General features: G+C 68.4%; 11 protein-coding genes. 6 read left to right on the top strand and 5 right to left on the bottom strand.

Going from position 1 to position 13,482, the window contains the following annotated elements; translation table 11 throughout:
* Positions 1-132 precede the first annotated feature (132 nt).
* From GUI70_RS12060 to GUI70_RS12050, 3 genes are read left to right on the top strand one after another with little or no spacing between them, the layout of a single operon-like run.
* Positions 133-1,524: a DUF4129 domain-containing protein gene (locus tag GUI70_RS12060; RefSeq protein WP_161882559.1), complete on the top strand. Its 1,392-nt coding sequence runs from the start codon at positions 133-135 to the stop codon at positions 1,522-1,524.
* Positions 1,521-2,504: an AAA family ATPase gene (locus GUI70_RS12055; RefSeq protein ID WP_161882558.1), complete on the top strand. Its 984-nt coding sequence runs from the start codon at positions 1,521-1,523 to the stop codon at positions 2,502-2,504. Before GUI70_RS12060 ends, GUI70_RS12055 begins: the two co-directional genes overlap by 4 nt.
* The gene (locus GUI70_RS12050) at positions 2,501-3,637 is read left to right on the top strand and encodes a DUF58 domain-containing protein (protein WP_237724866.1); all 1,137 of its coding nucleotides are present in this window, start codon (positions 2,501-2,503) and stop codon (positions 3,635-3,637) included. Before GUI70_RS12055 ends, GUI70_RS12050 begins: the two co-directional genes overlap by 4 nt.
* 20 nt (positions 3,638-3,657) lie before the next feature.
* On the opposite strand, the gene GUI70_RS12045 is transcribed toward GUI70_RS12050, so the two are convergent.
* Complete coding sequence (locus GUI70_RS12045) at positions 3,658-4,677, bottom strand: 3'(2'),5'-bisphosphate nucleotidase CysQ (RefSeq protein WP_161882557.1); 1,020 nt, start codon at positions 4,675-4,677, stop codon at positions 3,658-3,660.
* 199 nt (positions 4,678-4,876) lie between these two features.
* Here GUI70_RS12045 and aspS point away from each other — a divergent pair, with 199 nt between their 5' ends.
* Both aspS and GUI70_RS12035 read left to right on the top strand, forming a co-directional pair.
* Positions 4,877-6,211 carry an aspartate--tRNA(Asn) ligase gene (aspS, locus tag GUI70_RS12040; protein ID WP_161882556.1) on the top strand — a complete coding sequence of 445 codons (1,335 nt, stop codon included), beginning with the start codon at positions 4,877-4,879 and terminating at the stop codon, positions 6,209-6,211.
* 153 nt (positions 6,212-6,364) lie between these two features.
* Positions 6,365-6,760 carry a hypothetical protein gene (locus GUI70_RS12035; RefSeq protein WP_161882555.1) on the top strand — a complete coding sequence of 132 codons (396 nt, stop codon included), beginning with the start codon at positions 6,365-6,367 and terminating at the stop codon, positions 6,758-6,760.
* Positions 6,761-6,783: 23 nt separating this feature from the next.
* Here GUI70_RS12035 and GUI70_RS12030 read toward each other — a convergent pair whose 3' ends face one another.
* The 4 genes from GUI70_RS12030 to GUI70_RS12015 form a co-directional block, all read right to left on the bottom strand.
* Positions 6,784-8,385: an aminotransferase class V-fold PLP-dependent enzyme gene (locus GUI70_RS12030; protein WP_161882554.1), complete on the bottom strand. Its 1,602-nt coding sequence runs from the start codon at positions 8,383-8,385 to the stop codon at positions 6,784-6,786.
* 68 nt (positions 8,386-8,453) lie between these two features.
* Positions 8,454-9,911: a hypothetical protein gene (locus GUI70_RS12025; protein ID WP_161882553.1), complete on the bottom strand. Its 1,458-nt coding sequence runs from the start codon at positions 9,909-9,911 to the stop codon at positions 8,454-8,456.
* Entirely contained in the window at positions 9,908-11,536 is a 1,629-nt protein-coding gene (locus GUI70_RS12020; protein ID WP_161882552.1) for a DUF3492 domain-containing protein, read from the bottom strand. The genes GUI70_RS12025 and GUI70_RS12020 overlap by 4 nt, the downstream gene beginning before the upstream one ends.
* 183 nt (positions 11,537-11,719) lie before the next feature.
* The gene (locus GUI70_RS12015; RefSeq protein WP_237724865.1) at positions 11,720-12,283 is read right to left on the bottom strand and encodes a DoxX family protein; all 564 of its coding nucleotides are present in this window, start codon (positions 12,281-12,283) and stop codon (positions 11,720-11,722) included.
* Positions 12,284-12,488: 205 nt separating this feature from the next.
* Here GUI70_RS12015 and truB point away from each other — a divergent pair, with 205 nt between their 5' ends.
* On the top strand, positions 12,489-13,424 hold the full coding sequence (gene truB / locus GUI70_RS12010; protein WP_161882550.1) for a tRNA pseudouridine(55) synthase TruB: 936 nt from the start codon (positions 12,489-12,491) through the stop codon (positions 13,422-13,424).
* Positions 13,425-13,482 lie beyond the last annotated feature (58 nt).

The following is a 13,482-nucleotide window of genomic DNA, read 5'->3' as shown; positions in this document are numbered from 1 at the left end:
CGAGCGCAGCACTGGAGCGTCCGGGGTCACTCGGGCGCTTCCTTTTGTATGTTGAGCGCGCCGGGCAGCAAACTGCGCTGACGGGCACACTCGACCGGCAACTTCGGCGGCCTGGACAGCATACTGACAGTGATGCCGATACGACCGCTGTTGCTCGCCGGTCTGCCCTGGACCGCGCTGGGCTGGCAACCCTGGTGGTTGTGCCTCCTGCAAAGCCTAGCGGTAGCCCTGGGTGTGGGCCGCTGGAAAGGCGGCGTACCGGCAGGCGTTCTGGCGCTGAGCTTGTTGCTGCTGGCCCTGCTGGCCGCACTGTCCCACTTCCCCGATTTAAAAAGCGCGGCCTTGATGTTCGTGGTGACCGGGCCACTCTCGCTGCTGCTGGCGCTCAGTACAGGCGCAGTCCGAGACGGAAGGCGCTGGGCGCTGGCGCTCCCGGCAGGCCTATTGCTGCTCGCACCCAGCGGGCTGGGACTGCTGGGGCTACTGCTCGGCGCACTGGGCCTGGGCGGCCCGGACGGGTCGGCAGATTCGGGACTCAGGGCGCAAGGCGGGCCGCGTCCGGGCGGCTTACCTCTGGGTTGGTTACGGCAGGGCTGGCCCGTTTTGCTGGGCGTCGCAGCGCTTGTGCTGGTGTTCGCCCTGCTGCCCAGGCCCACGCTGCCGCACCTGGACCGGACCCCGATCGACGTGGTGCAGCGGGTGCCCGCGCCGCCAGCGTCGGTGCGCCCGGCTGCCGGAATAAAAGCGGCGCAGCGGCCCGCCTCCAGAACTGCCCCAGCTCTCCGACCAGACCGCAGCTTGCAGGCCCTGCTCGACGCGGCCAGCCTGCCGCTGCTGGGCGTGGCCGCACTGTGCTCGGCGCTGCTGTGGCGACTGCGGCGGGTTAAGGGCCAGCCGCTGAACTGGTGGGCGCTGCTGCCCACGCTGGGCGTGCTGGCGGCGGCAGGCCTGTTTGTGCTGGGCCTGCTCCTTCAGCCGGAGCAGCTTTACCGGGTGGTGGGCCAGATCGTCGAGCCGGCAGCGAAGCAGGCGGCCCGAACGGGCGGCGGCAGCGAGCGGCAGACCGCACACCTGCCCCTCTCGCTGCCACCCTGGCTGATCTGGACGGTGGCGGGGCTGAGTTTACTCCTGCTGCTGCTGGCCGCCTGGGCCGTGCTGCGGCTCAAGGAACTGCCGGAAGACGACACCGAAGGCCCAGCCTTGACCAGCGCTCCGGACGGCCCGCTGGACGCGCCAACGGGCCGGGTGCGGGCTGCCTACGCCGCCACCCTGCGCCTGCTGGCCCGGCACGGCCTGAATCGCCTGGAGAGCGAGACGCCCGCCGAACTGCTGGGCCGTGCTGCCGTTCGCTGGCCGGGGGCTGCCGCGCCGCTCTCGCAACTGACCAGCGCCTACACGCCGGTGCGTTACGGTCAGGTTGCCGACGACACCCAGGCCGAGGCTGCCGAGCACAGCGCCGCCGAGGTGCAGTCGCTGCTTGACGCCTCCCCCGTTCCCGACTTCCCCCTGCCGAGGCACCCATGACTGAACTTGCTCAACCGTCCGATCTGCAAGCCTGGGCCGAGCGCCTGGAAAGCAACGTGGCCCGCGTGCTGGTGGGCAAGCAGCGCGTCACCCGGCTGGCCCTGGCCGCCGCGCTCGCGGGCGGTCACCTGCTGCTTGAAGACGCGCCCGGCACCGGCAAGACCATGCTGGCGCGCGCGCTGGCGGCCTCGCTGGGCCTCGGCTTCAAGCGGGTGCAGTTCACGCCCGATTTGCTGCCTAGCGACGTGACTGGCGTGAGCGTTTACCGTGGAGGCGAATTCAGCTTCGTGCCGGGACCGATCTTCACCGGGGTACTGCTGGCCGACGAGATCAACCGCGCCACGCCCAAGACCCAGTCGGCCCTGCTCGAAGCCATGGGCGAGGGCCAGGTCACCGAGTCGGGCGTGACGCACCGCCTCCCGCAGCCTTTCTTCGTGATGGCCACCCAGAACCCAGTGGAGTTCGAGGGCACCTACCGATTGCCGGAAGCGCAACTTGACCGCTTTGTGATGCGCCTCTCGGTGGGCTACCCGGCATTGGAAGACGAGGTGGCGCTGCTGGCCCGCCTTCAGGAACGTCACCCCATCGACACCCTGGAGGCGGTGGGCACGCCCGGGGAGCTCCTGGCTGCCCGCGCCGCCGCCCGCCGCATCTACGTAGACGAGACGATCCGGCGCTACATCGCTTCGCTCACAGCGGCCACCCGCGCCCACCCGCAGGTGCTGCTCGGCGGCGGGCCGCGCGCCAGTCTGGCGATGCAGGGGGTGGCCCAGGCGCTGGCTGCTCTGGCGGGACGAAATTACGTGTTGCCCGACGACGTGAAATCGGTGGCTCCCTTCGTGCTGGCCCACCGCCTGAGCCTGGGCACCGAGGCGCGGCTACTGGGCCTGAGCGACACGCAGGTGGTGGGTGAAGTGCTGGCCAGCGTGCCGGTGCCAGCGGAAACCCTGCCCACCGAGGCCATCCCCGCCCGCCCGTGATCTTCGATCCCTGGACCCTGACCTGGCTCGCCGCCCTGCTAGCCCTGCTGGGCCTGATCTGGGCCGCCTACCGCCTACCGCCCGACCTGCAACTGAGCCGCGAGGTGCCGCCAGCGGGCTTCGTGGGTCGCCAGTTGCCCTACCGCGTCACCGCCCGGCTGCGCTCACGGCTGCCGACGCGCTACGTCATCGAGGACGCGCCGCCGCTGCGGATCATCCCGGACCGGCACCTGCGCTGGGGCGGCTGGCTGTGGCAGTCGGGCGAGGCACAGCTCAGCGACGAACTGAACCTCAACACGCGCGGCGAATACCACTGGCCCGAGACGGTGCTGCGCTGGGCCGATCCGTTCGGGCTGTTCTGGCGCAGCACCCGGCTCCGCTTCCCGACCCGGCTTGAGGTGTATCCCGGCGTTCACGGGTTGCGGCTGCCCGATCTGCTGCGCCCGCTGCTCTCGGAGGGTGCGCTCAGCCGCACCCTGGGCTTGGACGACCCGCTGAGCCTGCGCGGGGCGCGGCCTTACGTGCCGGGCGACCCGCCGGGTCGGATTCACTGGCGGCTCTCGGCCCGCACCGGTGAGCTGACCGTACGTGAGCTGGAGCGCACCGCCAGCAGCCGCCTGCTGCTTTACCTCGATTCGCGCGGCGACGAGGTCTTCATCGAGAGCGCCGTGCGGCTGGCGGCCAGCTTGATTCAGGAAGCACTCAAGCTTGACTTGCCGGTCTCACTGAGCACGCCCGGCGGCGCGACACCTTCAGGCCGCACCCCCCAGGCACTGCGGGCAGCCCTCTCGCGGCTGGCGACCTTGCAGTGCCGCCCGGCCAGCGATCCACTGCCGAACCTGGCCGCCGACATCAGCCTTCAGGCGGCAGGCAGCAACCTGATCATGCTGACCCAGCGCGCGCCCGCCGACGTGCTGGGGGCGGCGCTGCGGGCCAGAACCCGCGCCAAACGGGTGGTCATCGTGGCGATGCCGGAAGGTTTTTACCTGGAGCCCGGCGAGTCGCCGCGCCGCCAGTGGGCGGGATTGCCCGACAGCGTGCGAGAGCTGGAAAAAAAGGCGGGCGTACTGGCCGACGCCGGGGTGCTGGTGTTCGTGCTGCGCGGCAACCAGAGTGTGCTGCGACTGGCGTGAGCAAGCCGGGTTTCAGAGCGCTAAGCGCCTTGCAGCGGTCCATACGCCCGCGTCAGATCGCGGGTGAGCACACCGAGGTGCAGGGCGTCGCCTTCCGAGCGCCGCACCCGCAAGTTGTCGTCCAGCAGCACCAGGGCCACCACCTGGCCCGCCGCGTGGCGGATGTGCAGGTGCTTTTCGCCGCGCAGCCGCTCCTGCTCGGCCTGGTCCAGCAGCGCCCATGCCTCGTCAGTGTCGGTGAGTCCGAGCTGCTGCTCCGGAATGGCCAGGCGAAACAGTTCATTTTCCAGCCAGGCCACCACGTCGGGGCGGCCCCCGATCAGGCCCTGGCGAATGGCGGGTTCAGGGGAGTTGAGGGCAATCTTGCCGCCGCCGCGCCGCGTCACCTGACCACCCGCCGCCTGGACGAGCGCCATGCCCGCCGCGATGTCCCACTCGCTTCTGGGCGACATGGTAAACGTCGCGTCGGCCTCGCCCGCCGCGATCAGGGCCAGCTTGAGGGCGATGCTGCCGGAAGGAAGCATCTGCGGCAGCGGGTAGCGGTGCAGTTCGCGTTTATGTTCGGTATCCGAGACGGCGATCAGGAATTCAGCGGGCGGGCGGGCGCTGAAGCCCACCGGTTCGCCGTTCCGGGTCAGGCCCTCCCCCACCACCCCACTGTAAAGGGCCTGCCGGGCGGGCGCGTTCACCACCCCCAGCACCGCTTCGCCGCCTACCCCCAGGCCGATGCTGACCGCGAAATCGGGCGTGCCGTCCACGTACTCTGAGGTGCCGTCAATCGGGTCAATGATCCAGACGCGATGTTTCCCAAGCCGCTCAGCGGTGTCGGTGAGTTCTTCCGACAGAATGCCGTCGTCTGGGAAGGCAGCCCGCAGTCCAGCCACGATCAGTTCGGACGCCTCGGTATCGGCCACCGTCACCGGGTCGTCCTTGGAGGTCTTGTAATCCACCTTGAATCCGGCGGCGCGGTGCTCAAGCAGGAGTGCTCCGGCCTGGCGGGCGAGGTCTTCGGCGGTCTGGCGCTCGTGGGTGTAGGTCATGCTGCGCAGCATACCCACTCCCCTAGCCTTGCGGCTTGCTTGTGGCCGCCGCGCGCCGCTACACTACCCCTCAATGTGCGGCTTCCTGCGTTTTGCCGACAATCTGGATAACGATCCCCGCTAGGGGACGCCCTCAAGTTTGACCGCGCCCCCGACTTCACTCCGGAGTCGGGCTTTTTTTGAGCCACCAGGAGAGAACATGACGGTCCCAACCCAGCCAGCCCAGACCCAGCCGCACCTTCCCCGCACCTTTACCCGCGACCTCGCCCAGCATGACGGCCAGACTGTCCGCTTGCAGGGCTTCGTCCACGCCCGGCGTGACCTCGGCGGGGTGCAGTTCGTGGTGCTGCGCGACAAATCCGGCGTGGCCCAGTGCGTCGGCTCGGGCCTGCATCTGCCCCTGCCCGAGAGCAGCGTGGAGATTACCGGCACCGTCAAGGCCCACAAGAAAGCGCCGGGCGGCTTCGAGGTGCAGGTCGAGACCATGAAGGTGCTGTCGGCAGCGACCCAGGCCTCCCCCTTGGAAATTCCCAAGATGGAGTGGAACGTCAACCCCGAGACCATGCTGGACTACCGCTACGTGTCGGTGCGCGGTCTGCGTGAACGGGCGGCGCTGAAGGTCCAGGGTGAGATCGTCTACGCCTTTCACACCTACCTGCGCAGCCAGGGCTTTACCGAGATCAGCACGCCCAAGATCGTTTCGGCGGGCGCGGAGGGCGGCGCGAACCTGTTCAAGCTCGACTACTTCGGTGAGCAGGCGTACCTGGCGCAGAGTCCGCAGCTCTACAAACAGATCATGGTGGGCGTCTTCGAGCGCGTCTATGAGGTGGCGCCGGTGTACCGCGCCGAGGAGCACGCCACCAGCCGCCACCTCAACGAGTACCTGTCGCTCGACGTGGAGATGGGCTTCATCGACGACGAGGAAGACGTGATGAACCTCGAAAACGGCTTCATGACTTACGCGATGGAGCGCCTGAAGGAAAGCTGCGCCGCCGAGTTCGAGCTGCTGGGCGCGAGTATTCCCGAGGTGCCGGATTACATTCCGCGCATCACGCTGATGGACGCCCGGAAACTGGTCACCGAAAAGTACGGTCATTCGGTGGGCGGCAAGGACCTCGACCCGGAAGCTGAGCGGCTGCTGTGTCAGCACTTCGCCGAAACCGAGAAGAGCGACTTCGTGTTCGTGACCAAGTACCCGCGCGCGGCCCGACCCTTTTATACCCACGCTGACCACCAAGAGGACGGCAGCCTCAACCCCGACTTGACACGCGGCTTCGATCTGCTGTTCCGGGGCATCGAGATCACGTCAGGCGGCCAGCGCATCCACGAATACCAGATGCTGATGGAATCCATCGATGCCTACAAGATGAACCGGGAGGCCATGAGTGGCTACTCGGAAGTCTTCAAGTACGGCATGCCCCCGCACGGCGGCTTCGCCATCGGGGCCGAGCGTCTGACGGCCAAGCTGCTGGGCATCGCCAATGTCCGCTACGCCCGTGCCTTCCCGCGCGACCGCAACCGCCTGACTCCCTGAGGATTAATCAGTTTGGAGCGATTCCGCCACTGTAAGAGAATTTTAAGGCTGAACTGCTTATTCTGAGCGAACTTTCAAGACGTGGGTGGTTGCTGGGCGCTTTGCCGCCTCCGCTTCCCCCTTGACATGGATTCGCATCCCGAAGGAGCGGTTATGAAGCGGTATCTCTACAGCCTTACATTTCTTCTGACGAGCCTCACCCCTGCGGCAGCCGCATCGAATTCAAATATGAACCCCGATATTCTGATTAATATTCAGGTCAGCCCTGCAGAAGCTGCCTGCAGCAAAATCCGCATACGCCTCTGGGAAGAAAACAAGCAGATTCTGGACGTTTATGTATCACCAGACGGGAAAAACAAGTTTATGCTCGGTAAGGTGTTGCCGAAACTCACAAAAGGTGACAATTACCGGGTCGTCTCGGAATGTCTGGACCTCAAGAAGAGCGGCTTCTCCAATTCCGGGGGCCTGAACTTCGTCTACGATGGTCGCCCCCTGATTTTCAACTTCACCAGCAGCAGCTACACCATCAGCCGGGGGAGTGTGCATTAAGAGATCAACCCCATCGAGCCCGGTCAGTACCTGAAAAACACCAGTTCGCCCGGCACCTGGGCCGGAATCACCCTCGCGGTGGGCGCGCTCAGCGAGTGGGCCAGGTCGCGTGCCTCAGCCAGATACACCGCGTAAGGCACCTCGCCCGCCTGCCGCGCCGGAGCTGGGAGACCGAACAGGCCCGGCAGCGGCTGGTCCGCCGGGTGAGTCCAGGTGCCGGTGTGCCAGTCCACCTCGTAGAGCGGCAAGAAGCGCTCACCGTGGTCGGCCACGAATTCCAGAGCGTCAAGCAGGAAGGCGAACTCTGCCTCGCTGGTCCAGGGCGCGAAGTTCAGCCGGGTCCAGCCGGGCTTGAGACCGTCGAAACCACCCATGACGCACGACAGGTAGCGCTCGCTGGTGGCGTCGTCGATGTCGAGCAGCGCGTGGCCGTAGGGACCGGCGCAGGCGCAGCCGCCGCGCGACTGGATGCCGAACAGATCGTTGAGCAGCCGCACCACGAATCGGGGATGCAGCACGGCCCCGTCGCCGCTGCGAACCAGAAACGACAGCACCGCCAGTCTCGGCTCGTCGAGGTTGCCCAGCAGGCGAATGCTGGCGTGGCCGCGCAGCCGGGTGATGGCGCGGCCAATCAGATCGTGCTCACGTGCCTGAATGGCCCCGGTGCCCAGACGTTCCTTGGCCTTGAACGCCAGCGCCGCCCGGATCTTGCCGAGAATGGCAGGAGTTCCAGCGTCCTCACGCGCCTCCACGTCGGTCACGAAGCGGTGGGTGGTGCGGCTGACATAACTGACTGTGCCGCCGCCCGCCGTGGTGGGCGCGCCCGCCGGGTAGAGGTGGGTCTGAAAGCACAGCAGACCCGGCGTGCCGGGGCCGCCCGCGAATTTGTGCGGGCTGAGAAACACTGCGTCGTAGCCGTCGGGGCATCCGGGGCGCATGTCGATCGGCACGTAGGGGGCGCAGGCGGCGAAGTCGAAGAAGGCCAGCGCACCCTGGGCGTGCAGCAGCCGGGCCAGGGTACGGGTGTCGGTCAGGTGGCCGGTGACATTGCTGGCGGCGCTGAACGAGCCGATCTTGCGCCGGTTCCGGTACTCGGGGGCCTTGAGCAGCACCCGCAGGGCCTCCAAGTCGATGCCGCCCCGGGGACACAGCGGCACTTCCACGACCTCGGCCAGACTCTCGCGCCAGGTGACCTCGTTACTGTGGTGCTCGTAAGGCCCGACGAACACCACCGGGCGCTCTGCGAGTGGAGTCACCTGCCGCAGCCGCTCCAGCAGGGCCGGGGGCGCGGCCAGTCCCAGAATCTCCTGCAGGCGCTTGACCGCTGCCGTGCTGCCCGACCCGCACCACAGCAGGGTGCAGCTCTCGTCGGCGCCGAGCTGGGTCTTGACGTACTCACAAGCGTCGTGCGCCAGCCGGGAGGTGATGGCCCCGGTGGCCGAGTCCTCGGTGTGGGTGTTGGCATACAGCGGCAGCACCCGCTCGGTCAGAAAGGTTTCGCTGGAATGCAGGGCACGCCCCGAGGCGACGTGGTCGGCGTAGGTCACGCGGCGGGTACCGAAGGGCGTTTGAATCACCGCGTCCTGGCCGATCAGATCACTGCGAAATTCCGCGAAGGGGTCCATCTGTGTAGTGTAGGCTTCCTGCTCGGAGCGTCAAAGGATCGGGGCCGCCGCTGGCCCGCGTTGATCCTTCAGCGGTAGGTCGTGAGATCACTCAGGGCGTCATCACTCAGCAAGGTCAGGGTGAGGACCAGTAGCAGCAGCGGCAGCCACCAACTCGCCAGGGGCGCGGCCAGCAGCCCCGCGCAAAGCAGCCACAGCCGGGTCAGGCGCGGCCTCTGGCGGGGGTGCCGGGCCAGCCAGGTACTTTGCAGCAGGGCCACGCTCAGCAGCGCGCCGCCACAGGCGCGGCCCAGGGCACCCGGCGCGGCTCCCCCGAGGCCGAACCACTCGAAGCCCGTCCATCCGGAGCCGGGCCATCCGAGAGAAGTCCAGCCCAGTTGCGCCGCTGCCGACCCTGCCGCCACAGCGACCAGCAGCGCGGCAGGCACGCCCAGCACCGGCCAGCGGGCCGCTCGCAGCAGCCGCGCCGGGGCGTGGGGCTGCCCGGCCAGACGGCGCAGGTGCGCCTGCATCCACCAAGCCAGCGCTTCGAGGAGGCCCAGCGAAAGCAGCGCCCACAGCAGCGCTGCCGCGCCTACCCGCCAGGTCAGGACCGCCAGCGCCAGCCCCGAGGCCCAGCCATCGCCCGGCCGGCTGGCCCCGGTCCAGACAGCGCCAGACCGATCACCATCAGGGTCGGTAGGGCTGGGTTCAGCGCCGGGCCGCCCGGCTGCACCCACAGCGGTGACCACCAGTCCCAGCAACACGGCCACCGCCAGCGCTGCGCTCCATCCGTCCGGCGCGCTGCGGCGCAGCCCTTCGCCGATCAGCAGCGCGCTGCCGAAGACCAGCGCCGCCACCCGCCACCTCCCGAGCGCCAGCAGCAGGCCCGCCGCCGTCAGGGTCAGTCCGTAGAGGCCACCCAGCAGCGCGCCCAGACCGGCGGAGCGCCACAGCTCCACCGTTTCCGAATGCGGCGTGCTCGCCGCGCCCAGTGATGCGGCCAGACCCAGCGCCGTGAGTGCGCCTGCCAGCGCACCCAGCACTGCGCCCAGCCGCAGCCGGGGCCACCGTTGCCCGGCACCCGGACCCCACGTCAGCGGTCCCCAGGTCAGCAGCCCCCAGGCCACTGCCGCCGCCGCGCACACGGCCGCCTCGGCCTCGGGCACGCCCAGCCCGCGTGCGCTGCTTAGGGCCGCCAGACCGATCAGGACCAGCATCGGCCCGCGCCACAGCCGCCGCCAGGGCAGCTTGATCGGCGCGGCGACAACCGGACGCGGCCCACCGGTCTTGAGGGCATAGAGCCGCGCGGCCACCTCGAACACGTCGCCCAGGTCGTGCTCGCGCAGCCAGTCGTCGGTGTGGCCGCTCTCTTCGAGCCGGGCCGCCAGTTCCTCGGGGTCGGCGGCCTGGCGGCGCTCCAGGCGCAACTGCCGGGCGAGTTGACGCGGCACGCCCGGCGACGTGGGCGGGCCACTCAGCGGTGCTGGCGGCGGGCCGGGGAGCGGTGCGTCCAGGGTATCGTTGCGGCGCTGACCCAGGCTCACGGCTCGTCTCCGAATTCGAAATCGCCGGGACTGAACTCCCCGACGGGGTTGCCAGCATCAGCGCGGACCGCCTCATTTTTGAGCGTCTCTTCAGTCAGCACCCGGGCGTAGAGCTGCCGGTGCAGTTGTACCCAGGCGTCGGCACTGAACAGGGCCGCGCGCTGCCGCCCCACCTCGGCCAGTTGCCGCCGCAGCGCCGCATCCCCGAGCAGCCGCAGCAGGTGACGGGCCAGCGCCAGCAGATCGTTGGGCGCACTCAATAGCCCCGCCGCACCCAGCACGTCGGGCACACCGCCCACCCGCACAGCGGCCACTGCCCGGCCCAGCGTCATGGCGTCCAGCAGCGCAGCGGGGACTTCCTCGGTGCTGCCGCTGAGCACCACCACCTGCGCCGAGCGGTAGATCTCGGCGCGGTCCGCGGCGCTGTGGTCGGACGGCAGGACCTCGAAGGCGACGCAGCTGCCCAGCCGCAAGCTGACGATCAGCGCCTGACAGCGCGCCAGGTCGTCGGCGTGGCCCACGGCCTGTGCACACAAGCGCAACCGCGCCTCGGGCCGCCGCCGCCGCACCAGATCGAAGGCCCGCAGCAGGGTTTCGAGATTGGCACCCGGCCCCACCTCGCCGCACCAGACCACCACCGCCCCGGTGGGTTCGGGAAACACCGGCTGACTGAGCCAGTCCGGGCGGCTCAGGCGCAGGCCACCGCTGCGCAGGGTGATCTGCGCAGGCGACGCGCCCAACTGCACCTGCCAGCGCCGCACCCGCTCGGACCCGGCGATGAGTGCGCTGGCCCGCCGGTATACGGTGTGGGCCAGCCGCCGCTCGAAACGCAGCCGCATGATCCTGATATTCGCCGTCTCGGCGCGGTTACTTTTCAGACGGTCTTCTTTCAAATAGTGCTCCCGCAGCGCGATCTGCGGCTCACTCAGCACGAACGGCGTGGCATTGCGCCACCATCCGTGCAGCGCCGCCAGCCCCGGCGCGCCGCCACCCACCGCGTGTGCCAGGTTGGCGGCTGGCGGCTGGGCTTCGAGCGGGCGCAGTGCCCGGCACAGCCACCCACACAGCGCCAGCGCCTCGGTCACGCCCGGTTCGCTCAGCCTGGAAGGGTAAGGGCGCGGAGCATCCAGCAACGCATCCGCTGCGGGCTGGAGCGCCCCCCGCCAGGCGTCCAGCACCCGGCGGGCCGCTGAATCGCTTTGCAGCAGCGGCGACAGCGGACGGCCATTGCCCAGATTGCTCAGCGCTGCCAGGGCAGCCTCAAATGTGCTGCCGGATGCTTCTGACACCGGGTCCGGTGCAGCCAGAACCGTCACCAGGTCAGCCAGGGCCGTCTCGAACCGCTCCCGGCGTGCCCCCGCCGCCCGCCGGTCGGCTGCCGGAAGCGGCAGGGGCACGCTAAAGCTGACCGTGCTGGGCCACTGCGCCGTACCGAGCCGCCCCGCCGCCGCCGGGTCCAAGCCTTCAATCTGGAAGCGCGATTCGGGCAGGCCGCCGACCAGCGCCCGAAACCAGGAGTCTTCCCCACTCAGCTCCGCCAGCGCCTCGGTGTAAATGGCCAGATACGGGCGGCTGGCGGTCTGCACCACCCAACGCCGCGCGGCGGCAGCCAGAACCGGCGTCATGGCGCAGCCCCCGGTGCCTCCCCAAATGTGAAAAATTCGACCTGACCCATTAGCGCTATCTTCCCACGTTTCACATCCTTCTTGAAGTGGTGTCGCCGGAGTGCGGCAGGCGAACAGGCGTCCGACGGGGAGCCTAAACGCCTGTGGTGAGGGCTGCGGTAGGAAGACGGGTGGGGCCGGGGTTCAGGGATCGCGGTGGAAGCGGCGGCGAAAGCGCTGGTTGAGAGTTTGTAGGTGCTCGGCCACCGCCAGCGCTTTGGTGTCGTGGATGATATGGCCGCCGCGCGAGGCTGCCCCGATCACTAGGCCCGCCGACACCAGCACCAGATTCTTGATGATGTACTGGCCTTCCAGTGTCGGCACCAGCGGAAACACGTTGAAGGTCTCGTGCCGGAAAAACAGCAGCGGCAGAAAGGTTCCGGCCATCTGCGCCATCAAGAGCAGCAGGGTCAGCCGCAGGAATCTGCCCGAGAGCAACCCCACTCCGATGGCGCATTCCCAGGTTGCCAGCAGCGGCAAGCTGACGGCGGGCGAAATCAGCCCGAAGCTCAGCACCGAGATGGTGTGGGTGGCCAGTTCCTGCGCCACGCTGACACCGGGAAAGAACTTCAGCACCCCGAACCAGAAAAACACCACACCCAGCGATAGCCGCAGCAAAGTGATGCCGTACCGCGCCCACCAGCTGATCATCCGGTCTTCGATCACAATAAATTTCCAGGCCAATTTGCTGGGAACAGCCAGATTCACAGAGGAATTCATTTGTTCTGGCGCAAAGTTGGTGTCCAGGCTTCCTCTGGTACGTTTGACGCGGTTCATATTGGACCTCCGGAGTTTTTCTTGCTTCTGCGAGATGTTCTCTTTTCTGTTCTCTTACCTCTATATAAGCAGCTGGGCCGTCTTTAGATGTGACCTGCTGATTTCGAGCGGCGGACCGTGTGCTAGCCTGACCCGCATGCCGGTGTACGTCGTCGACAAACCGCTGAACCTGACCTCGCACGATGTGGTCAGCCGGGCGCGGCGGGCGCTCCAGACCCGGCAGGTGGGCCACACCGGCACCCTCGACCCACTGGCCAGTGGCGTGCTGGTGCTGTGCGTGGGCGACTCCACCAAGCTGGTGCAGTTCATGGAGCGCGATAGCAAGGACTATCTGGCGTTCATCAGTCTGGGCGCGGCCACCCCGACGCTCGACGCCGAAGGACCGGTGGCCGAGAGCGCCCCGGTGCCGGACTTCAGCGCCGAGCAGGTGCGCTCGGTCCTCTCGGCCTTCGTCGGCCCGCAGCAACAGGTGCCGCCGCAGTACAGCGCCCTGCAAGTCGGCGGCGTGCGGGCCTACGCGGCGGCCCGGGCCGGGGGGCAACTCGATTTACCGGCCCGCGCCGTCACCATTCACGAACTGACGTTGCTCGGCCAGTACGCCGACCTCAGCACCGCGCCGCACAGCTTCGCCCCGGATGCGGACGGACGCTGGGCCGGGAGCGAGACTGGCCTGAATCTCAGCCTGCCGCCCGCGCTGGGCGACTTTCCCACGCTACTGGTGTGGGCGCGGGTGGGCAGCGGCACTTACCTGCGTTCGCTGGCCCGCGACGTGGGCGCGGCACTGGGCGTTCCGGCGCACCTCTCGGGGCTGATCCGCACCCGTGCGGGCCACTTCGGCCTGGCGCAAGCGACCCCGCTCGACCGGCTCGGTGAAGCAGCGGGCCTGTCTGACCTGAGCGCGCTGTCGCTGCCGATCATTGAAGCCGCGCCCGAACTGGCCGTGCAGCTGCGCCAGGGCAAGCGGCCCGCCGATGCCCGCCAGGGCCGCTTCGTGGTGCTGCTCGGCGGTCAACTCGTCGCGGTGGTCGACGGTGACGGCGAACGCCTGACTGTGGTCCGGGCCTGGGCCTAGCGCCGACACAGCAGCCAGAGAGTCCAGGGAGATCGTTGCCCCTGGACTCTCTGGGTGG

The sequence above is a fragment of the Deinococcus alpinitundrae genome, assembly GCF_009982895.1.
GTDB classification, from domain to species: domain Bacteria; phylum Deinococcota; class Deinococci; order Deinococcales; family Deinococcaceae; genus Deinococcus; species Deinococcus alpinitundrae.
Note: the sequence above shows the minus strand (reverse complement) of the source record. Positions and strands in the feature narration are given on the sequence as shown.

What these genes read in the sequence shown, in the direction of transcription:
- GUI70_RS12060 (WP_161882559.1), top strand. Translation starts at nt 133, where the DNA reads ATGCCGATACGACCGCTGTTGCTCGCCGGTCTGCCCTGGACCGCGCTG.
- GUI70_RS12055 (WP_161882558.1), top strand. Translation starts at nt 1,521, where the DNA reads ATGACTGAACTTGCTCAACCGTCCGATCTGCAAGCCTGGGCCGAGCGC.
- GUI70_RS12045 (WP_161882557.1), bottom strand. Translation starts at nt 4,677, where the DNA reads ATGACCTACACCCACGAGCGCCAGACCGCCGAAGACCTCGCCCGCCAG.
- aspS (WP_161882556.1), top strand. Translation starts at nt 4,877, where the DNA reads ATGACGGTCCCAACCCAGCCAGCCCAGACCCAGCCGCACCTTCCCCGC.
- GUI70_RS12035 (WP_161882555.1), top strand. Translation starts at nt 6,365, where the DNA reads ATGAAGCGGTATCTCTACAGCCTTACATTTCTTCTGACGAGCCTCACC.
- GUI70_RS12030 (WP_161882554.1), bottom strand. Translation starts at nt 8,385, where the DNA reads ATGGACCCCTTCGCGGAATTTCGCAGTGATCTGATCGGCCAGGACGCG.
- GUI70_RS12020 (WP_161882552.1), bottom strand. Translation starts at nt 11,536, where the DNA reads ATGACGCCGGTTCTGGCTGCCGCCGCGCGGCGTTGGGTGGTGCAGACC.
- truB (WP_161882550.1), top strand. Translation starts at nt 12,489, where the DNA reads ATGCCGGTGTACGTCGTCGACAAACCGCTGAACCTGACCTCGCACGAT.